Genomic DNA, 21585 nt, shown 5'->3' with positions numbered 1-21585 from the left:
CATATGCATGCCCAGTCGGCAAGTCATTTGCTTGCCGACTACGGCAGAAAAGCTTGGAATCAAGTAATGCCAATGGTTTTTATTGGATCATCAGCACACCTGATTGTTTACATAAAATTATTATCGTAACACATTCTAGTCGAGCCTCTGCAGGCAGTCCCTATATAAGCAGGTTTCGACAGCACGCTTTGGCGTGACCGAGACAAGTCAGCGGCCTATCCTCTAACCGTGGTTCTCCATTTTATACAGCACGAGAAATAAAACAAGTAATCCACCACCAGCGATTAGGTCAACAGCTAAAACCGTCCGGATTTATAAATTAAATATAACAGCCATAAAAACATCAAAGAGGCGATACCAAACCCAATCTCAATTGCTGGAATTTTCCAAAGCAAAGTCGATTGCCTACCTAAAGAAGAGCCAATAATAATCCCTGCCATAATAATGCTGAAGGACAGCAGCACAATACTGAACGATAAGCGATTACTAATTTGATCTAATTTTTTTAAAAAAAGCGGCCATTCAGGAATATCCATTTTCAAATGCAGCTTTCCTTGTTTAATAAATGCCGTTAACTCCTTCATGTTCTTAGGGAAGTCCAGCAACATTTCTCCATAATTGAACACGCGCTTCCACACTTCTTCGGTTAGATGTTTAGGATGCAAGCGCTCCTTTAATAGCTGGCGGCCGAATGGTTCAGCAATATTGAGAATGTTCAGCTCCGGATCTAACTGCTCTGCTACGCCTTCCACTGTTAGCAACGTCTTTCCCAGAAGGGTTAAATCTTTCGGAATGCGAATAGAGTGTTGAAAGGCAACATGAAACAAATCATGAAGCGCCTCGCCAAGACTGATTTGGCTGAGCGGAACATTGTAGTATTTCTCTCTTAATTGTTCGATATCCTCATGCAATCGCGATACATCGACATGCTCAGGAACAAGCCCCATTTGATACAGCGATTTAATGATCCCATCTGTATTATGACGCATTAAAGCAATCACTAACGAAGAAAAGTGATATTTCATATCTGGCGTCAGACGCCCGATCATCCCAAAATCAATAAAAGCGATCACCTCCCCCGGCAATACGAATAGATTGCCGGGATGAGGATCTCCATGGAAAAACCCTTCTCTTAAAATTTGCTGCAAAATTGCCTTGGTTAGACGTTCGGCCAAATGTTTCAAGTCATATCCGCTTTCCTTCAGCCGCTCCAACTCGTTAAGTTTGATTCCTTCCACATATTCCATCGTTAGCACTTTTTTGCTTGAATACTCCCAAAATACTTTTGGAACATAAATGCTAGGATCTTGTTTAAATTGCTGAAAAATTTTATCAGCATTCCTCGCTTCAATCGTATAATCAAGCTCGGCCCGAAGAGATTGCGAGAATTCTTCAACCATATCGCCGATTTGATATTGCGCGGCCCATGAAAGGCGGCGCTCAGCGAGAATCGCTAAATCTTGCAGAATTTCTAAATCCGTTTCAATCATATGGACGATATTCGGGCGCTGAATTTTAACAGCGACTTGTTCTCCTGAATGCAAGATGGCTCGATGAACTTGTCCAATCGAAGCGGCCGCAATCGGAACCGCCTCGAACTGTTGAAACAATCGATCCACATCACTTCCTAATTCCTCATGAACCGTTCGTGCGACTTCGGCAAATGAAAAAGAAGAAACTTGATCTTGCAGCTTTTCCAATTCCCGAATAATAGGGCCAGGAATTAAATCCGGACGCGTGCTCGCAATCTGCCCCAGCTTCACGAAAGTTGGACCCAACTCCTGTAAAACGAGCCTGATTCGTTCTCCAATTGTTTTTTCATTCTTTTCCTGCGCATCGAAAAATAATCTTTGTGGAAGAGAAAGAAACTGGGAAAACCCGATTTCCTCCGCTACGATCCCAAAGCCATGGCGAATCAAAGCGACAGCGATCTCCCGATAACGACTTACATGACGCATCCTTTTTCCGGCCATTGGTTTGTCTCCTTTTGCAGCTCCAAAATCTTTTTATTTACTCGTTTTTCTGCTCCAAGCGTTGAATTCGTTCTTCTAATTGGCGAATATCCTCTTTTGTAGCTAAATCAAGTTTATCAAGCATTTGTTTAAACTGCTCACGCACAGCGCGTTGAAACTCCGCTTTCCCTTCTTCCTTTTGCCGAATCCATTGATCAATTACATCTTTTGACTCTTCTAAAGATAATTCTCCTCTTTTTACTAGCTCATCCACCAACTTCTCTGCTTGCTCTTTGCTGACAGCCGCCAAACCAAGACCAAATGCCAACATCTTTCTAATCATATCCATTCTTATCCTTCCTCCTTCATTATGTGTTTTTTACATCTTTTGCATTTCATGTTTGTTAGCTTCAATGTACCTTTGAATTTCGCTCCTGTCAAACATCAGTGCCTTTTGTTCCACCGCAAAAGGCCGTTGCTCTCAATTCGTCATGCCTTTAGCAATAGAAAAGTTCCGCCAAACGGGCTATAAACATCGAATAAATCATCTGATTGAAGGAGTCGTCGGCTCGGTTCGTCCTTGTCACGCGAAAGCATGAAGCTCTTACACCAATAAAAGGGAGGAAACAAAAAGCGATATATAATAGACTGCCCAAAGCCGTTGCTTTTTTTCCTTTGCCCAGTACCCAGCATTGCCTTTTTTCTTAAAATCGCTTATAATTCGTCGAAATAGGGAGGAGGAAACGCTTTGTTTCAAGTCGTTGAATATAAACGAAATGATATGATGATTTCCACTAATCGTGCCCTCATTCAAATGGACCGCGTATGCGAGTTTCTGGCTCAGTCCTATTGGGCCAATCAAAGGGAACGAACAACGATTATCAAATCGATTGAACATTCGCTATGCTTTTCTCTTTTTCACGGCCAGACACAGATTGGATTTGCACGCGTGGTTACTGACGGAGCTACATTCGCCTATTTATGCGATGTTTTTATTGATGAAGCCTATCGCGGCAGAGAGCTTGGCAAGTGGCTGGTGGAATGTGTCCTGCAGCACCCTGATCTTCTCAATATCCGCCGCTTTTTATTAGTGACAAAGGATGCGCATGGTCTTTACCAGCCGTTCGGATTTGAAGTGCTGCATGAGCCAGATCAGTTTATGGAAATCTTTCGCCATTGCTAATGGTTGCTGCTTAAGTTTGCCTTCTACCCGGCACATGCTCAGCTATGCCGGGTAGAAAAAGGAGCAAGCATTTTTTAATATTTTGCAATGAGCCTCCCCCACCTACAATCCGTTAAAGAGACGGGAGACTTCTTGGTGGATAATGTTAAAACAAAAAAGTAATTCTTTTTTCCTGCTCATTCCACACTAAATGGGCATTAAATGTTTTATCCCCTTTTTTAAATCCTTTGATTAAATCTGTCTTTCCGTGCTGCAGAAGCTTTTTTACATTCGTTTGTGAAATCTTTTTACCGAGAATCACCTTTGAGATCGTAAATGAGCATTTTGTTTTCGCATAATGCGCGCAGCCATAAAACTCTCCTTTATCAATGACTGTTCCGCCGCAATACTTGCATTGGCCGATCGGTTTGCCAAGCGTTGCTTTCGATGTTGTACGCTGAATAGAAGCGGTATCGAATCCTGAGAAATTCCAATCCTTCGCCATCGCTGTTGCATCTTCTATGATTTTTATCGACAGCTTTTTTACTTGTTCCATAAATAGGGAAGCAGAGGCTTTTCCTTCGCCAATCTCGCTTAAACGCTGCTCCCATTTTGCGGTCATTTCCGGCGAGGCTAAAATCTTATCCCCAATCGCTTCAATTAAAATTTTTGCTTTGTCAGTAGCATAGACTTGATTTTTTTTCACTTCGATATACTTTCGGTTTTTCAACATCGTAATAATGCCAGCCCGTGTCGCTTCCGTACCGAGACCTTCCGTTTTAGCAAGCACTTTTTCCAATTCTTCGTTTTCTAAAAATTTCCCCGCCGTTTTCATCAACGTAATCAATTGACCTTCTGTATACCGCTTTGGCGGCTGCGTTTTGCCTTCTTTAACATCGACTTTTTCCACTTTCCCCTGTTCTCCTTCCGCAAGCGGCGGAAGAGCGGCTACATTCTCTTCGTCATGCTGAAAGAAAACTTTCCGCCATCCTTCCTGAATTTGCTGCTTTCCTTTTGATATGAAAGCCGCCCGCCCATCAACAAGCGTCGTCACTGTCGTATAATCAAAAATGACTTCAGGATAATGGGCAGCAAGCAATCTCCGGACAACTAGATCATAAATATTCCGCTCCTCTTTCGATAACGTTTCAGGATTCACCACCTGCTCAGTTGGAATGATCGCATAATGGTCCGTCACCTTTTTTTCATTTACATAACGTTTATTATGTAAAATACTTGTGTTTGGCAGCGGAAAGAAGGATTGATACGCTGCAAACTGGCTTAATTTTTGCAAAATTTCCGGAAACGCTTCCGCTTCCCCTCTTGTTACATATTGTGAATCAGAACGGGGATACGAAACGATTCCTCTTTGATACAGCTTTTGTAAAATATCAAGCGTTTTTTGCGGAGAGAATTGATAAAGTTTGTTAGCCGTTGCTTGCAGCGACGATAAGTTAAATAAAAGCGGCGGCTGAAACTTTTTCCGTTCCATCTTGATTTCTTTGACTTCCGCTTGTTTATCTTGGCAAAATGCGGCAATTTTATTGGCCAGCTCTTGGTCCTTTAAACGAGAATCCTCCTGTTGCATCCATTTGCCCTCATACTGTTTGCCGTTCATAACAAATGAAGCAACAACCTCCCAAAATGGCTCTGGTTTAAAGCTTTCGATTTCTTTTTCACGCTTGACAATTAAAGCGAGAGTTGGGGTTTGCACCCTTCCAGCTGAAAAAACATCATTCATTCCTTTTTGTTTAAGTAAAATGCTGTAAATGCGAGACGCGTTCATGCCGACAAGCCAATCGGCACAAGCGCGCGCATATGCCTCTTCAAATAGCGGCCATGTTTCTTTTTCATCAAGCAGCCGGCGAAACCCTTCATCAATCGCTTTTGGAGTTAACGAAGAAATCCAAAGACGTTTCATCGGCTTTTTCACACCGCTCATGTGAATGATATTGCGGATGATCAGCTCTCCTTCCCTCCCGGCATCTCCCGCGTGAATAATTTCCATAACCTCCGGTTTTCGCAAGAGCTCCTTCACTATTTGAAACTGCTTCGCCTTGGATTTCTCCACTTCATAGCGAAATTGCTCGGGAATGATCGGCAGCGTTTCCAGCTTCCACTGCTTCCACTCCGGCCGATACCGTTCAGGCGGAGCCAGCTGGAGCAAATGGCCGACTGCCCATGTCATATAAGCCCCCTTTGGAAACAACTCGTTTGGTAAAATTTCAAGATAGCCCTGGCGTTTTTTGGTCTGAAAAATCGAGGCCAACGCGATTCCTTGATCTGGTTTTTCCGCGATAATCACTTTCATAGCTTCTTTCTCCTTTAACCGATAAACGACATTTTTCTATATTAATCAACTTTAAAGATAAACCGAAGGATATCCTAAAAATCTCCAGTCGAAAAAGTCCCATCACGAACATGACCGTTGAAAAACAGGCCAAACTCCTGCATGCAAAGGTAAACATGCCAAGTTCCATCCATCTCTATCGAGTAAGTTCGCTATTTTTGCACATACTACTATATGGAACCTACAGGAAAGGGAGTGGCAAAAATGAAGCGAATGCTTCTCATCATGCTCACGCTGTGGATGATTATCATTCCGCTCCATCATACACAAGCAGCAAGCAACGCTCAACGTTATACTTGGAATCTCGCCGATATTTATCCATCTGAAGACAATTTCAACAAAGATTACGAAAAAGCAGCAAAAAACATCCCGTTATTATCATCCTATCAAGGAAAGCTTCATAACGAAAGCAATGTGGCCAAACTGTTCGCTCTGCAGGAAAAAACAGCGCGCACACTTGAAAAACTCTCTCTTTATGCACATATGAAGCAAGATTTAAATATTGAAGACAAAACAGCAGCCAGTTTAAAGGCGAAGCTAGAGGTGCTTTTTTCTCGTTATCAAGCCGCTACTTCATTTATCGAACCAGAAATTTTATCGCTTCCTAAAAGCAAGCTGAATGATTTTCAAACAAGCAAACAACTAAAAGGATACCGCCGCTATTTTCAAGAGCTGCTGGAACAAAAAAAGCATACGTTGTCAAAAAAGGAAGAACAACTGCTCGCTAAGCTCTCTCCAATCACAAGCGATGCCGAAAATATTTACAATAACGCTTCACGAGGCGATTATACTCCTCCCGTTATGAAAACGGCGGATGGCCAAACGGTGCAGCTTACAGAAGGCAATTATTTAAAAGCGCTTGAGCACCCTGACCGGGCCTATCGCCAGCAGGCGTTCCAAACATTTTTTAAAAGCTATGAGTCCATCAAAAATACCGCAGCAGCAACATTATATGCTTCCGTTAAGGCGGATGAGCTATATGCCAAAGCACGCCGGTACAAATCAGGCCTTGATGCGGCTCTATCGGCCGATGATGTATCGGAACAAGTGTTCACGAATCTGATCTCAGGAGTCAACCAGCATTTATCGTCGCTGCACCGCTATGTGGAGCTGCGAAAAAACATATTGAAAACAGATCAAATTCATAGCTATGATATGTACGTTCCGCTCGTCTCACAAACAGTGGCCAACCAAATGAGGTTTCCGATTGACAAAGCACAGGCGCTTATACTCGAAGGCTTAAAACCGCTCGGCAAAGAATATATAAAGCAAGTGAAATATGCCTTTGACCATCGTTGGCTTGATGTCTATCCCCGCCCTAAAAAATATACAGGCGGATATAACACGGGAGCCTATGATACCCATCCGTTTATTTTGTTAAATTATGACCATTCACTAGACCAAACATTGACGATCGCTCATGAGATCGGCCACGCTATGAACTCTGTCTATACAAACCAAACACAACCTTACCGCTATTCAGGGCAATCCATCTTTACGGCAGAAGTGGCTTCGACAGCTAACGAGTGGCTGATGATGGATTATTTCATCAAACAGGCAAAAAACGATGAAGAAAAGTTATATTTACTCAATCAACAAATTGATCAAATTCGCGGTACCTTATATACACAAGTGATGTATTCTGAATTTGAAAAAACGATTCATGATCAGGTGCGGCAGGGCGGCAGCCTAACCGCTGAAGATTTGAATGCGCTTTGGCTTCGTTTGTTGAAAAAATACCACGGCCCTGCTTATGCGGCAGATCCTGAAGCCGGTCTTGGATGGTTGCGCATTCCTCATTTCTATGACGCCTTTTACGTATATAAATATGCAACATCGATTGCCGCATCGTTTGAGCTCGTCAAACAAATGAAGAAAGACCAAACAGGAGAAGCGACAAAGCGCTACTTAACATTTTTAAGCTCCGGAACATCGGATGATCCAATTTCTTTATTAAAAAAAGCCGGAGTGGATATGACTTCTCCGCAACCGTTAAATAGTCTTTTCGCTTACTTCGATTCGCTCGTCAATGAAATGGAACACATTTTGCGAAAACAAGGCAAGATATAGCAAAAACAGACCGCTTCCATTCGTATGGAAGCGGTCTGTTCATTACGATGCCTGCTCGTTTGACATTCTTGCTGATTTCAGCTGCATGCGAAAAATCAACGATTGAATAATCGAAAAACAACCGCCGACTACCCAATACAATGATAAAGCGGACGGAACAGAGTTCGCCCCTATAAAAATCATGATCGGCATAATATAGGACATGATGGCCATTTGTGACATTTGCTGCTCCGACATCGTTGGTGACAATTTCATGGAGATGAATGTCGTGAGAGCAGCTAAAATCGGCAAAATCAAATATGGGTCGCGATGCCCGAGCTGTACCCATAAAAATGAATGAAGTGTAATTTCCTGCGTCCGTCGAATCGCATAATACAGTGCCATAAAAATCGGCATTTGAATTAATGCTGGCAGGCAGCCACTCATCGGATTCACTCCGTGCTTTTGATATAGCTGCATCATTTCCTGCTGAAGCTTTTGTTGTGTTTGCATATCTTTGCTTTTATACTTTTCCTGCAATTTTTGGATCTCCGGCCGAAGCTTTTGCATCGCTAACGATGTTCGGAACTGCTTCAGCATGAGCGGAAGCAAACAAAACCGCACCATCAACGTAACAGCAATGATCGCCGGGCCATAGTTTCCACCAAACAAATCTCCCAATACCAAAAGCAGCTTGGACATCGGATAAACAAAATAATGATCCCAAATTCCTTGGCTATGCTCATTAATCGGAGCATTGCGATTGCAGCCACTTAACACTCCGACAATCACGAATAACATCAACAGCCATTTTTTCTTCATCATTTAGCCTCCTTGCTTATTCTCTTCTTAGCGAAAAGCAAGGAGACTCCTTCCATCCTCATCGGAAACAGGCGATCGTTCCCTGACTGGAATCTTTCGCTGCCTCCATATAAACAAGCGATACAGCGGCAGCCGTATCCATTGATTATCCTGCTGCCGGCTGTGTACCTCCACATCATAAAACTCAAGCTGATGGAGAAACAGCCTATTTTTCCGATATTGAGTCATGTAGCATTTCATCGCTACAAACAAAGCGCTCACTAACGATAAATAGGGCAGCAGATCAAAGGGTGTTTCCATTTCCCCTACCTCATTTCTTTCAGCGTCCTACCTAACATAAACATAACAGATTTGTTTAAGAAAAAAAAGCGAGATGTTCGCCCCCTCACCATATTTGCTGAAAAAACGACCGCAGCGATCGCAGCCATTCATGAAACAGCTGATACTGGCTGGCTATGTAGATCAGCAACGAAAAGGAACCATAAAAGAGGACCGTTTCCAAGCGGCTCCCTGTCCGGTATAACGGAATTTTGTATCGTTTATCCTGCAAAGGCCAGAACAGCGGCACTCCCTGAACCGATAAAAAATCCTCTAAAATGTGAAGCAAATAACCCAATACGAGCCCGCTTGCAAAAACCGACGGCGATTCAAGCATAATAATAAGAGCGAGTACAGCCCAAACAAAAAGCGAGTGAGTCATTCCGCGATGGCCGAACGCCTGCTTCACTTTTTGCGCAGCTCCTAATGACCGGCGGCCGACATATGATTTCGGTTCATCAATATCCGGCAGCAAGCTCCCCGCTATAATCCCGGCCGTATAGCTAATCGTAAACGGCAAAGAGGTTTGTGAAGCGATTGCCGCTCCAATGCACAACGATGTCACCACATGAGTATGATACCGCAATCAACCATCACCTACAAACACGTTTTCATTAATGATACCACAAAAAAGAATATTTGTTCGTCTCCTCACATTCTAATACGAAAAGCGCCTAATCGCAATAGACAGTAAGAAAATTGGTGAAAAACTTTAGCCATTATTCTAGGTAAATCCCTCTCACCATGATTACTTCTCACACGTGTTTAAACCGGCTTGCTGATTGCCTGTTCATTTTTTCTCATCCACTCTATTTCATTTCCTCGCTTTTTAAAAAAGAAGGCATTTTGTGTTTTGGGCACATATATTATGTATATAAGGGAGGGGTGCTATGTTTCCAAACTACAAAGAACTTTATCCTACCTCGGCTATTCCAATGGGGGAAAATGACCGCAACGCTTTTATACAAAATCTTTCTGAAAACAAAAAAACGTTGTTTTCCGCAACCCATTGGGTCATCGCCTTAGAAGGCTCGCCAACGGACCACGCTAGCGAGCTGTATTATTGGACCGTCAAAGTATACCCGTCAAACAATGAAAACATATTTTACTACGAATATCCTCATCTCGCCTCACTGCCGCTTTACTCATTTCATGATGCCGAACTGCTTGCTAAAGAAATTGAGCTGCAAATCAAAACCGACGAGTTATTTACAGAAAAAGAGCCTTTATTAAGATTTATATAATGTTTAGTTTTTTTCTCTTTTTACATCGCTTTGTGAAAAAGCATACAAAACTTTCTTGTTATTTTCGCCATTCTTAATTAGCACTAAAGTGTTTGGCAAGAGTAATGATCATCGCTCCCATGCGCTCCAGCTCTGGAGCAACGATGCGATCGACCCCTTCCTCAGAAAGCGCCTCAGCCGTTACTTTCCCAACGGCACAAGCGACCACATCCCTAGCAAAAGCCCGACGCAGCTGCTCAAGGTCTTTCTTTTCCTTAACAAAAGAAAAGAAAAAACGCACTTGCATCGCTGTCGTAAAACAAACAGCATCAACCTGCTGGTTCGTCACTTCTTCATATAGCTGCCCAAGAACCGCTTCATCTGGTGCAATATGCTGATAAGGCAACAATTCCGTATAAATGGCGCCCGATTCCTGGAGAAATTGCTTTAATGACGGAGCAGTATCTCCGTATAGTTGGACAACCACACGTTTTTGAGCAAATGAAAATGATTGTAGCGAGCGAATTAATCCTTTCGTCGTTCCGTCATCGCTTTCCGCAATAGGAGCGATTCCGATTCGTTTCAGGGCGGCTGCTGTTTTATAGCCGCGAATAGCAACATTCGCTTGCCGAATCGTCTCCAGCCACTTTTCTTTCATTCCTCCTCGCTCAGCTGCTTCTAATAATGCATCTACTCCAATCCCCGTTGTAAAGATCATCCAACTTGGGCGGCTTGCAATCACCTCTTCGATTTCGTGAACAAGCTCTTCTTTTTTAGCAAATACCGTTCCTTGAGCAGGTCGCACAAGCGGAATGCCTCCTTGCTTTTCAATCAACGTTGCCATTTCTTCCAGCTTTCTTGATGCACATAAAGCGACTCGTTTTCCCTTCAATTTTTGCTTCCCCTTCCTTGCAATGATGTTTATTTGCTAGACAAAATCACCATGAACCTTGCCCTATCATTCTTGTAAACTATCTTATGTCGATTTCTTCAGCCGCAAATGGCTTAAGAGCGCAGCCATGCGAGGTCCCTAATGCAGAATACAAAACATTGGTCAACAGTCTCTAAAACGTTTAGAGCTTGATTGACTTGTATATCCATGTAAAAACCAACGGTCAGAGGCGGGGGCATCACCTGCTCACATGAAAATAGATGTTAAAGTAGTAACCGTACGTTATGCTCACCTAGCACCGCGGATCCTAATTTAAACGACCATAGACCAAACAACGGCTCGCTTGCTAGCCAAAGGAAACACAGGTTTCAGATTTGTTTCATTTTTCATACACATAGTATATAACAAAAGGAAAAGCGTTGGCCACCTATCCATATAAAACCTCTAAAAGCGACAAAGAGCGGTCACAGACCGCCCTTTTTTTACAGCATATACATATGTATCAGCTTGCGCCGATCAAACGAACCGTAAATACGTGTTGGCTTGATGGAGATAATATCGTCAAAAGCAATATTCATCAACCGCATTTCTCTGTTGTATACAAATAATTTTTGCGCATCTTGATATAGCTTTACCGGCAAAAATGTTGCTTCTCCATGACGCATCTTGATTTTGACAGGCTGTTTTTGCTGAATCCATTGGATAAGTTGGTTATACTGATCCCCTGTCATAAAACTCCCCCTTTTTCTTTCCATTCCAATAAAATTATATAGAAGAAAATATTGAACAATAAACCAAAAAAAATCAACAAATTTTTGAGCAGTTAAACGAACCTTGTCATTTATGCATCAATGTGTTGAAAAAGCAGGATTTATGTCAAAATAACTCTAATGATTCCCCCTTAACATTTGACAGTTTTTTTGTTTACAATGAAATAGACTAGTACATGCTGTCGAAATGCGAAAGAAGGTGCTTTTATGCTTAATATTTTGAAGGATTTTTTGTTGAATTTATTTTTCATTTTAGCTCCCATTTTCGCCGTTCCGTTATGGCTAGAGGAACGAAAGGTGCCAAAACTGCTTAAAAATCATGTGCTAACCGTTTCGTTTGCTTTAACGACCTTTCTTTGCATGACTTTTCCAATCAGCACCGACACAGAGCGCGATTACAATCTGCACCAAATTCCTCTTTGGCTCGGAAGTTTATATAAAGGACCGCTTGTTGGCTTCATTCTTTGTTTGCTTGCAATTGGATATCACATACTTTTAGGAAAAGAACAATGGATGATTACCGTCATGCCATCCTTTTTTGTGATGTTCGTTAGCATGCTGCTGTCAAAATATTTTTTATCATTGTCTGTTAAGCAGCGTATCTTGCTCACCTTTGTTTTATCCACCTTTTCCGGGATGTTGACCGTCCTATTGGATCAAATGGCGTTCTCATCGCTGCCGTTTTGGTCTTCGTATTTGATTATTCAACCCATTAGCATGGCAACAGCCTGTTATTTAAAAGAAATGCTTTATAAAAACAACTCATTGCGCAAACAAATTATTCGAGCAGAAAAAATGGAAGTCGTTAGCCACTTAGCCGCTTCCATTTCTCATGAGGTGCGCAATCCGCTCACTGCCGCCCGAGGTTTTATGCAGTTGCTTGAGCAGAGCCATTTGCCACCGGAAAAACGAAAGCAGTACATCCAAATTGCCATCGAAGAATTAGATCGGGCGGAGTCGATTATTACGGATTATTTGACATTTGCTAAACCGGCCCCAGAATATGTAGAAAAGCTCAATGTCAAAACAGAAATTGAACGAGTCATTGATTTGCTGCGTCCGCTTGCCAACATGAACAGTGTGGATATTCAAGCATCGTTAATCCCCTTCCATGTAAAAGGAGAACGAGAAAAATTCCAGCAATGTTTATTGAATATTATGAAAAACTCCATTGAAGCAATGCAAAATGGCGGAACACTTGATATTTATGTATCTATTGAGCATGAGCAAATTTTAATCCGCGTGAGTGATACAGGAATCGGCATGACAAAAGAACAAATCGACCGGCTTGGTGAACCTTATTTTACGACGAAAGGCACAAAAGGAACAGGACTTGGCATGATGGTCGTTTATCGCATCGTTGAATCGATGGACGGAACCATTCATATTACAAGCGAAGTTAACAAAGGGACAACCGTATGTATCTATTTCCCATTAGCGCAATCAAGACAAAAGCAGACGGCCAGCGACCAAGAAAATGCTCTAGTCATTTAACCTTTTCCTTCATATACATAATATGAACCGCTCCAGCCTACGCGCTGTCAAGATGAGAGATTTCTCGGCAAATATGTTAAAATAAGAAAGAAAGATGAGAATAAAGGAGAAGCTTATTGACAATGATTCATTTAAAAACAGAACGAGAAATTCAGCTTATGCAGGAAGCCGGAAAATTACTGGCTGCTTGCCATCAAGAAATTGCCAAACTCATTCAGCCAGGAATAACAACAGCAGAAATTGACCATTTTGTTGAGAATTTTTTAGCTCAACATGGAGCTACTCCAGAACAAAAGGGGTATAAAGGCTATCAATATGCCACATGCGCTTCGATCAATGATGAAATATGTCATGGTTTTCCACGCCATGAGCCGCTGAAAAACGGGGATATCGTCACCATTGATTTCGTTGTAAATTTGCATGGAGCGCTTGCTGATTCGGCATGGACATATGCCGTTGGCGAAATCAGCGAGGAGCTGAAATCCTTGTTATTTGTTACGGAACAATCTTTATATAAAGGAATTGAACAGGCTGTAGTCGGAAACCGGATCGGGGATATCGGTTATGCTATCCAAACATATGTGGAAGCACAAGGTTTTTCAGTTGTCCGCGACTTTACGGGTCATGGCATCGGTCCGACCATTCACGAAGAACCGTTCATTCCCCACTTCGGGCAAAAAGGAAAAGGGATGCGCCTAAAAGAGGGCATGGTGATTACGATTGAACCGATGGTAAACACCGGAAAATGGCAGAGCCGCATGGACAAGAACGGCTGGACAGCCAGAACGGTAGACGGATCTTATTCTGCCCAATACGAGCATACAATTGCCATTACGAAAAACGGACCGTTAATTTTGACTACTTGTTCCATATAAAATGAATGGAGGTCCGCCTTTTGCGCGGACCATCTTATTCACTTTTTATTTGCCGTTCGTACAAATCATTTAGATACATCGTGAAAAATGAACCTGTCAAAGCAGCAGGAAGAGAGAATGTGATATGATAGCTCTCAAACGGTTTAAAAAGGAAGGAAAGCATCATGAAGCGATATGAAAATTTAGACCTTATTTCGACTAAAAAAACATTTTCTGACTTTCGTCGATGGCAAAAAGAACGAAAAACCAAACAAAAGGATCTTTCCTATCAAGTTCCACACGTTGATCCGCCTGAATATCAACAGCTTCATGAGAATCAAGCGAATACATTGCTTTCATGGATCGGCCATTCTACCTTTGTTATCCAAACAAATGGAATAACGGTTGTGACAGACCCTGTATGGGCTAAAAGAATGGGGACAGCTAAACGGCTTACTGCTCCGGGAATTGCGATCAACGACATGCCAACTGTCGATATTGTTCTTATTTCACACGGCCATTACGACCATTTACATTTTTCCAGCATTCGCAAACTAAAAGGAAATCCTCATTTTTTCGTTCCAGTTGGCCTTGGACGTCTATTCCGCCGAAAAGGATATCAACATGTGACAGAATGCTCTTGGTGGGATACCGTGGAGTATCGAGGAACATTCTTTACCTTTGTGCCCGCACAGCACTGGACAAGAAGAACATTGCTAGATATGAATACCTCCCACTGGGGGGGCTGGATCATCCATACAGATGGACAGCCAACCTTTTATTTTGCCGGTGACAGCGGCTATTTTCGCGGCTTTCGCGAAATTGGTGAACGTTTTTCTATCGACTATGCGCTCCTGCCCATCGGCGCTTATGAACCAGAATGGTTTATGGGGCCGCAGCACGTGACTCCTGAGGAAGCCGTTCAAGCCTTTATGGACTGTCAAGCCAATATATTTATTCCCATGCATTATGGAGCGTTCCGCCTCGCTGATGACACACCGCAGGAAGCGCTTGACCGTCTCGTATCTGAATGGCAAAGGCGCCAGCTCGATCTAGAACGGCTGCGCTGCTTAAAGCTTGGAGAAGTATTGAATTGCTGCGGCTAGCCAGCATAGGCAGACAGCCCTTGCTGCTTAATAAACGGCAAGGGCTGTCTGACGATCATCCATCTCCTATTCCATTTGCTAACGGTCATAGCCGCGAAACACATAGGGCTCTTCCGGTTGTTTCATCGTATGCCAAGATGCTACCTTCACATATGGAATAACAGCATTATACGGCTGGTAATACATAGTGGATAGTTCCCCTTTTATATGAATCCATTCATCATTTTTGAGAGCAGGCGGTTTTGCAAACTCAGCCAGCAGTCCATAGACCCCTGAATCAGCTACACAATGGATGATGCCAAATCGCAAAATAAATACTTGGTCCTTATTCGTTGTTTCATCATGGTAAACAAAGCCATCCAATTCAATCTCTTTATCGCTAAACTCACCTGGAAATTGATAAATGGTCTCAATCGCTTTTAAATAGTTTTGGTCATTGAGAATCAGACTGGATTTTTTAGAGAATTGAGCCAAATCCTTTCTCATTAAATCCTCATAGCCGCTTCGATCATAATAAATGCTTGTATCAGGACGCAAAAACTGCCGCTGCACGGTAGGGTCTTCGCTTTGCGTATCAAATCCTGGAATATGAAACCCTTTGGCTTTGACAATGTCTGAATCCAACGTAGCGATGGGAAATGCTAATGCTGAGACGATCGGAAAAATGAAAATAGCATAATTAAGCGCTTTTTTCCACTTCGGCTGCCCCTCTTCATGATGATGGCAGCAATCATCATGACAATGGTGATGATGTGTATGTTTCTCCTTTCGATTTGCGATGATAAATTGAATAACCGTTAGAAAAACAAACAAAAAAATGGCACTAAACGACAAGTAAGAGTAGCGCATATTAATGTATTTGCTTATATCACCAGTGGCATGCAAATGAAAAAAAACAAAAGCAAAGCCAAGTAAAATATATGTGCGCAGCATCGAACCGCCCTCCTTATTCACCGCTTTTTTATGCTGAACTGCCAGCAAGATATGGCCGCCAAGCTGCTTCATCTCATCGATTCAACTATCGCCCTGCTTCCAAGCCATATGGATAGTAAAATTTCCGGATCAGAAAAGTCGTTCTCCTTAATGAATCCCCCTCCACTTACCCTTTGTTTAGAGGTGGGAGAATTCTCGACAGGTTATGTTAAATCAATAATGAGCCGATAAAAACAAAGAGTGTAATATAAGCAATCAGCACAAGCACAAATCGTGTTTTAAACGATTGAAGCAGCATAAGCGTATTCTTAATATCCAACATCGGTCCATATACTAAAAAGGCAGCCAATGCTCCAAAAGAAAATGTATTTTGAAACGACGAAGCAATAAATGCATCCGCTTCAGAGCATAATGAAAGCACAAACGCCAGCGCCATCATCACAAGAGATGCCGTCATTTTCCCGTGTCCAATGGCCAGAAGTGTTGATGTTTTGACGTACGTTTGCATAGCAGAAGCGATAAAAGCACCGATAATTAAATATTTCCCTGACGTAAAAAATTCTTCCACCGTATGCTCTAGCGTCCCCATCCATTTTTCCTTCAATGTCCGGGACGGGGAAGCATGGATCACTTCTTGGTTTCGCAGCTGCTCATCTTTATATTGTATCGATAATATGAGTCCAACCATGACAGCCACAATATACGCAAAAACCGCACGATAAATCACCATTTTAAAATTGCTGCCAAAGGCAATATACGTAGAAAACAGGACGATTGGATTAACGACAGGCCCTGTCAACATAAACGGAATGGCAGCATGTAGCGGCACCCCTTTCGTAACTAAACGGCGGGTAATCGGTACAATGCCGCATTCGCATGCTGGAAACAACACGCCAATGAGAGCTGAATACAGGACAGCCAGCACTTTATTTTTCGGAACCCATTTTTTGACCATTTCTTCTGTCACAAACATTTGAATAATACCCGAAATAAATACACCAATTAATATAAAAGGAATAGACTCTATTAAAATACTAACAAAAATAGTATTAAGCTGTAGAAAGGACTTCATGCGGCCTCTCCTTTTCTTTAATAAAGTTCATAACAGGATCTCACCATTATATCTGTATAAATTATAACTAAAACAATTGAACAAATGGTATCTGTAACAGCCCTCGGTCGAAAGGGTCTCGCGACTTGTTTTTCACCACGCACTTCTGTAACGAAAATGAGTGGAAAAATCGGTTCAACCTTCGTATCCATGCAACTGTGAACATGACCAATTCCAACTATATATTGGCCATTCCATCAACGGATCATGTTGCAATCAGCCGACTGATTCCATCGTTCCAGACGTGCCGTTGCTGTATGCGAAGCATCGATGATCGTTATACTATCATAATACAACTGAACGTTTCAAACTTTCTATATGGAAATACAGATGGAGTTTTCACCAGAAACCCATCTCCTCCATTTTTTCGACAACGGAAGATCAATCGGTAACGGACTTCTGTCACGCCAAAGCGCCACTGAGCGCCGAACAATCAGCCGCTTACAAACAAAGCCACTTGCAGGAAGCAGCATCGGTTGCCCCTGGCAATCGGATCATCATATAGAGGTCTATGGCAAAAAATTTATTAATAAAACACCTTATTTGTTGAATATGTTTCCGTTTATCCGCATTGGCCAATAGCGTCTTTTTATGCCGGATGAAACAAATGATCGCTGACGGAAGCCAATCGCCAGAGACTTACCTGTCGCACGAATGTATAGCAAAAGTTCACACAACACCGTTTTCCGACCGATTCCGTCGTTATTGACAAATATACCCTAACAGCAACTTTTTTATTTTAGCACGACTGATCCATCCTTTTCATGAGAATTTCATAAAATTTTCTCATAAAAAAACGAAGCGTTTCCACGCCTCGTTTTCCTATCCATCTTTTATTCTTTCACTTCTTTTTTCCACAGACCAATCATCAAGGCTGTGACGATGGATCCTATTAAAATAGCAAGTATATATAACCATGGACTTCCTTTGACGATCGGAATGACAAAAATTCCGCCATGCGGCGCTGGCAGGCCGATTTTAAACAGCATCGTTAACGCTCCGGCAATCGCCGACCCGACAATAATCGAAGGGATGACACGCACTGGATCGGCGGCTGCAAATGGAATGGCTCCTTCCGTAATAAACGTGGCGCCCATAATATAGCATGTTTTTCCAGCTTCCCGTTCCGCTTTTGTAAATTTACGCTTAAACAATGTCGTGGCCAAGGCCAGACCGAGCGGAGGAACCATCCCTCCTGCCATAATCGCCGCATGTGGAGCGTAATTTCCGGCATCAATCATGGCAAGTCCGAATGTAAAGGCCGCTTTATTAATCGGTCCACCCATATCAATCGCCATCATTCCGCCAAGAATGAGTCCCAATAGTACAAGATTCCCTGTTCCCAGACTGGAAAGCCAATGCTTCATTCCATCATTTAATGCTTTTACTGGATCGACAATTACATACAGCATAATAAACCCAGTGATAAGAATACCAAATAGCGGATAAATCAATACAGGCTTAATGCCTTCAAACGCAGCAGGGAGCTTATGAAAGGCTTTCTTAAGTCCAACCACTAAATATCCGGCTAAAAAGCCTGCGATTAATCCTCCTAAAAATCCAGCCCCGCCATTAGCTGCGATAAATCCGCCAACCATTCCTGGCGCAAATCCTGGGCGATCAGCAATGCTCATGGCAATGAACCCCGCAAGTACAGGAATCATAAGCGCAAAGGCGTTGCCGCTTCCAATATCCATCAATGCCTTGGCTAATGGATGAAACGATGGATCGTTTGGATCAAAGGCTTTGATTCCAAACAGGAAGGAGATCGCAATCAAAATCCCCCCGCCGACCACGAACGGAAGCATGTTTGATACGCCGTTCATCAAATGCTTGTAAAAGCCTGTACGTCCTTTCACATGAGTTGATTCCAGCTTGGCCCCACTTCCTTGATAGACGGGTGCTTCTTGCTTTAAGGCCTGCTCAATCAGCCTTTCCGGTTGGCGGATCGCTTGAGCAACAGGCACTTGCAGCACAGGCTTCCCTCTGAAGCGCTCCATTTCTACTTGCTTATCTGCCGCAACGATAACAGCAGAGGCTTCTTCAATATCTTTCGCTGTTAATTCATTTTTGACACCGCTTGAACCGTTCGTTTCAACTTTGATGTCGATATTCATTTCTTTCGCTTTCGCTTTGAGCGCATCAGCCGCCATATACGTATGGGCAATTCCGGTTGGACAAGCTGTAACCGCTACTATTTTTTTCGCTGAAGCTGGCGCCGTTTCAGGCTCTATCTCTTCTGCCGCTTCTTTTTCTTTGATGACAGAAAGCAGCTCTTCCTTAGTTGAAGCGCTTTCAACACGTGAACGAAATGCGGCATCCATCAGCATGGATGATAGACGGGCGAGCGCTTCCAAATGAGTGTGATCCGCCCCATCCGGAGCAGCAATCATAAAAAATAAATGGCTTGGCTTTCCGTCCAATGCGTCATAATCGATTCCAAGATTAGATCGGCCAAAGGCCACCGCCGGTCTGGCCACCGCGGATGTTTTCGCATGAGGAATGGCAATTCCATCGCCGATTCCCGTCGTACTCTGCGCTTCACGGAGCAAAACCGCCTCTTTAAACGCTTTCAAATCATGCAATACACCTGCTTGCTCCAATGTTTGAGCAAGCTCGTCAATAATTTCCTCCTTTGTTCTCGCTTTCGCCTCAAGAACAATCGTTTCCTCTGTTAATAAATCCGTAATTTTCACGATCACACCTCCTTTTAAATGCGCATGATTTTTACTTGGCCAAGCAACCGCTCGACATTTTCTTTTGTGCATAAGTCTTGCGAAAAAGCGGTAGCGCTTCCGGATGCGACACTATAAGCAAATGATTCTTCTACACTTTTTCCGCTCGTATAGGCAGCTAGAAAGCCTGCGACCATCGAATCACCAGCGCCAACCGAATTTCTTACCGCTCCCTTCGGCGCTTCAGCAAACAGCGCGGTTTCCTTATCAAAAAAGAACGCTCCCTCTCCTGCAAGTGAGACAATGACATGCTTCACACCCCATTCAACTAGGCGGCGTCCATATATGGCGACCTCTCTTTTCGAATGAAAAACCGTATCAAATAATTCTCCTAGCTCGCGATGATTCGGCTTCATTAAAAACGGCTGGTCGTTCATGAGCCTCTTTAGGGCGGGGCCGCTTGTATCCACGATCACTTTTACCTGCGCTTTTTTCGCCACGTCCATGATTTGTTCATAAAAACGCACAGAAAGCGAGGAAGGAATGCTGCCAGCCAGCACGAGAAAGTCATCAGGCCGCAAACATTGAATTTTTTTGAGCATTTCCTTTTGCGAATCAAAGGAAATCGTCGGGCCTTTTCCATTAATTTCGGTTTCTTTTCCCGATTTTAATTTAATATTAATTCGCGTATCTTCCGGCACTTTGACAAAATCAAACTGAATATTTTCGCTCTGTAATTCATGCTCAATAAAGGCTCCTGTAAATCCACCAATAAAGCCTAAAGCCGTATTTGGCACACCAAGACGTCTCAGTACGCGCGATACATTAATTCCTTTTCCACCTGGAAAGGTCGTTGCACTCAACGCTCGATTCAGTTCACCAATTTGAAAATGATCTACTTCGACAATATAGTCAACAGAAGGATTTAGTGTACATGTATAAATCATTTTGTCACAACCTTAACCTCGGTCTTTGCTTCGTATTGTTCCAGCAGTTCTTCATCTAACTCATCTGTAATAATCGTGGCCGCTGGCAAATCGGCAATTTTCGCAAATGTGCTTTCATTTATTTTCGAGTGGTCTGCTAAAACATAGGCTTGCCGAGAAAGCTTAATCGCCATGCTTTTCACCATCGCTTCTTCCGGATCTGGTGTTGTGTATCCGTATTCAAGATGGATGCCATTCACACCAATAAAGCATTTGTCAAAGCTATAATTTTCTAATGAATGAAGCGCCCCGCGTCCAATTAGCGCCTTTGTTTTCTTTTTAATCAATCCGCCTAGCAAATAAGTGGGAATATTTTTCTCCAGCAATGCTTCTAAATGAGTGATGCCGTTGGTCACAACAACAAGATCTTTGGCATTTAAATGCGGTATCAATTCAAGAGTCGTTGTGCCTGCATCTAAGTAAATGCAATCGCCAGCTTCAACAAAACCCGCAGCATATTGAGCGATCATTCGTTTTTCTTGTATATACTTTTCTGATTTCTCAAGTATGCTCAATTCCTCTCTTTTTTGATGCAAAACAGCAGCTCCTCCATGAACGCGCCGCAATTTTTTCTCCTTCTCCAGTTGGTTTAAATCGCGGCGGATGGTTGATTCGGAAGACGCCGTTGCTTCAACCAGTTCCTGCAATTTCACAATCTTTTTTTCTGCTAATAATTCTAGAATCAGGCGATGTCTTTCCGCTGTCAGCACGGTCTCACCTCCCCTTCTGAATCATATCGTTGCTTTCATCATATCGTATGGCGAACGAAAAATCAATCAAAATCAATCAAGTTCATTCATAAAAAATCAAAAATTATCTATAAATCAATCAAAAATAATCATTCCCGATAAATACAGCTTGAAGGTCGAACAAAAGGTCTCTAAAAAA

The 21585-nt window shown here is 42.7% G+C and carries 19 protein-coding genes; 6 read left to right on the top strand and 13 right to left on the bottom strand.

What is annotated here, in order from left to right:
• Window positions 1-296: 296 nt before the first annotated feature.
• Window positions 297-1973 (bottom strand): 2-polyprenylphenol 6-hydroxylase, encoded by a 1677-nt coding sequence (gene ubiB, locus AT864_RS12030; protein WP_066149174.1) that lies wholly within the window; start codon window positions 1971-1973, stop codon window positions 297-299.
• Window positions 1974-2010: 37 nt separating this feature from the next.
• The gene (locus AT864_RS12025; RefSeq protein ID WP_066149172.1) at window positions 2011-2301 is read right to left on the bottom strand and encodes a phasin family protein; all 291 of its coding nucleotides are present in this window, start codon (window positions 2299-2301) and stop codon (window positions 2011-2013) included.
• A 399-nt stretch (window positions 2302-2700) separates the two neighbouring features.
• On the opposite strand from AT864_RS12025, the gene AT864_RS12020 reads away from it, so the two are divergent.
• On the top strand, window positions 2701-3135 hold the full coding sequence (locus tag AT864_RS12020; RefSeq protein ID WP_044743438.1) for a GNAT family N-acetyltransferase: 435 nt from the start codon (window positions 2701-2703) through the stop codon (window positions 3133-3135).
• A gap of 145 nt (window positions 3136-3280) precedes the next feature.
• Here the strand turns inward: AT864_RS12020 and AT864_RS12015 are convergent, their stop codons facing one another.
• Window positions 3281-5425 (bottom strand): DNA topoisomerase III, encoded by a 2145-nt coding sequence (locus tag AT864_RS12015; protein ID WP_066149170.1) that lies wholly within the window; start codon window positions 5423-5425, stop codon window positions 3281-3283.
• Between the two features lie 243 nt (window positions 5426-5668).
• On the opposite strand from AT864_RS12015, the gene pepF reads away from it, so the two are divergent.
• Window positions 5669-7534: an oligoendopeptidase F gene (pepF, locus tag AT864_RS12010; RefSeq protein WP_066149168.1), complete on the top strand. Its 1866-nt coding sequence runs from the start codon at window positions 5669-5671 to the stop codon at window positions 7532-7534.
• A 42-nt stretch (window positions 7535-7576) separates the two neighbouring features.
• Here pepF and yidC read toward each other — a convergent pair whose 3' ends face one another.
• The 3 genes from yidC to AT864_RS11995 all read right to left on the bottom strand — a co-directional run bounded on the left by yidC (window position 7577) and on the right by AT864_RS11995 (window position 9239).
• Entirely contained in the window at window positions 7577-8335 is a 759-nt protein-coding gene (yidC, locus tag AT864_RS12005; RefSeq protein WP_066149166.1) for a membrane protein insertase YidC, read from the bottom strand.
• Between the two features lie 27 nt (window positions 8336-8362).
• Window positions 8363-8635 carry a hypothetical protein gene (locus AT864_RS12000; protein WP_066149164.1) on the bottom strand — a complete coding sequence of 91 codons (273 nt, stop codon included), beginning with the start codon at window positions 8633-8635 and terminating at the stop codon, window positions 8363-8365.
• Between the two features lie 85 nt (window positions 8636-8720).
• Window positions 8721-9239 (bottom strand): metal-dependent hydrolase, encoded by a 519-nt coding sequence (locus AT864_RS11995; RefSeq protein ID WP_066149162.1) that lies wholly within the window; start codon window positions 9237-9239, stop codon window positions 8721-8723.
• A gap of 304 nt (window positions 9240-9543) precedes the next feature.
• Here AT864_RS11995 and AT864_RS11990 point away from each other — a divergent pair, with 304 nt between their 5' ends.
• Entirely contained in the window at window positions 9544-9897 is a 354-nt protein-coding gene (locus AT864_RS11990; protein WP_066149160.1) for a hypothetical protein, read from the top strand.
• A 73-nt stretch (window positions 9898-9970) separates the two neighbouring features.
• On the opposite strand, the gene AT864_RS11985 is transcribed toward AT864_RS11990, so the two are convergent.
• Both AT864_RS11985 and AT864_RS11980 read right to left on the bottom strand, forming a co-directional pair.
• Complete coding sequence (locus AT864_RS11985; RefSeq protein ID WP_066149159.1) at window positions 9971-10768, bottom strand: uroporphyrinogen-III synthase; 798 nt, start codon at window positions 10766-10768, stop codon at window positions 9971-9973.
• A gap of 482 nt (window positions 10769-11250) precedes the next feature.
• The gene (locus AT864_RS11980; protein WP_044743430.1) at window positions 11251-11499 is read right to left on the bottom strand and encodes a hypothetical protein; all 249 of its coding nucleotides are present in this window, start codon (window positions 11497-11499) and stop codon (window positions 11251-11253) included.
• A 246-nt stretch (window positions 11500-11745) separates the two neighbouring features.
• On the opposite strand from AT864_RS11980, the gene AT864_RS11975 reads away from it, so the two are divergent.
• The 3 genes from AT864_RS11975 (at window position 11746) to AT864_RS11965 (ending at window position 14992) form a co-directional block, all read left to right on the top strand.
• Window positions 11746-13032 (top strand): ATP-binding protein, encoded by a 1287-nt coding sequence (locus tag AT864_RS11975; protein WP_066149156.1) that lies wholly within the window; start codon window positions 11746-11748, stop codon window positions 13030-13032.
• A 122-nt stretch (window positions 13033-13154) separates the two neighbouring features.
• A complete protein-coding gene (gene map / locus AT864_RS11970) occupies window positions 13155-13907 on the top strand; it encodes a type I methionyl aminopeptidase (protein ID WP_044743428.1) in 753 nt (250 codons plus the stop codon).
• A 161-nt stretch (window positions 13908-14068) separates the two neighbouring features.
• On the top strand, window positions 14069-14992 hold the full coding sequence (locus AT864_RS11965) for an MBL fold metallo-hydrolase (RefSeq protein WP_066149154.1): 924 nt from the start codon (window positions 14069-14071) through the stop codon (window positions 14990-14992).
• Window positions 14993-15070: 78 nt separating this feature from the next.
• Here AT864_RS11965 and AT864_RS11960 read toward each other — a convergent pair whose 3' ends face one another.
• The 5 genes from AT864_RS11960 to AT864_RS11935 all read right to left on the bottom strand — a co-directional run bounded on the left by AT864_RS11960 (window position 15071) and on the right by AT864_RS11935 (window position 21407).
• Complete coding sequence (locus AT864_RS11960; protein WP_044743426.1) at window positions 15071-15925, bottom strand: TIGR03943 family protein; 855 nt, start codon at window positions 15923-15925, stop codon at window positions 15071-15073.
• A gap of 208 nt (window positions 15926-16133) precedes the next feature.
• The gene (locus tag AT864_RS11955; protein ID WP_066149152.1) at window positions 16134-16997 is read right to left on the bottom strand and encodes a permease; all 864 of its coding nucleotides are present in this window, start codon (window positions 16995-16997) and stop codon (window positions 16134-16136) included.
• Window positions 16998-17869: 872 nt separating this feature from the next.
• On the bottom strand, window positions 17870-19732 hold the full coding sequence (locus AT864_RS11945; protein ID WP_066149148.1) for a PTS fructose transporter subunit IIABC: 1863 nt from the start codon (window positions 19730-19732) through the stop codon (window positions 17870-17872).
• A gap of 14 nt (window positions 19733-19746) precedes the next feature.
• Window positions 19747-20658 carry a 1-phosphofructokinase gene (gene pfkB / locus AT864_RS11940; RefSeq protein WP_066149147.1) on the bottom strand — a complete coding sequence of 304 codons (912 nt, stop codon included), beginning with the start codon at window positions 20656-20658 and terminating at the stop codon, window positions 19747-19749.
• Window positions 20655-21407, bottom strand: coding sequence for a DeoR/GlpR family DNA-binding transcription regulator (locus AT864_RS11935; protein WP_066149145.1), 753 nt, complete (start codon window positions 21405-21407; stop codon window positions 20655-20657). The genes pfkB and AT864_RS11935 overlap by 4 nt, the downstream gene beginning before the upstream one ends.
• Between the last annotated feature and the right edge of the window lie 178 nt (window positions 21408-21585).

The organism is Anoxybacillus sp. P3H1B (assembly GCF_001560855.1).
Classification (GTDB): Bacteria; Bacillota; Bacilli; order Bacillales; family Anoxybacillaceae; genus Anoxybacteroides; species Anoxybacteroides rupiense.
This window is presented reverse-complemented; position numbering and strand designations above follow the sequence as displayed.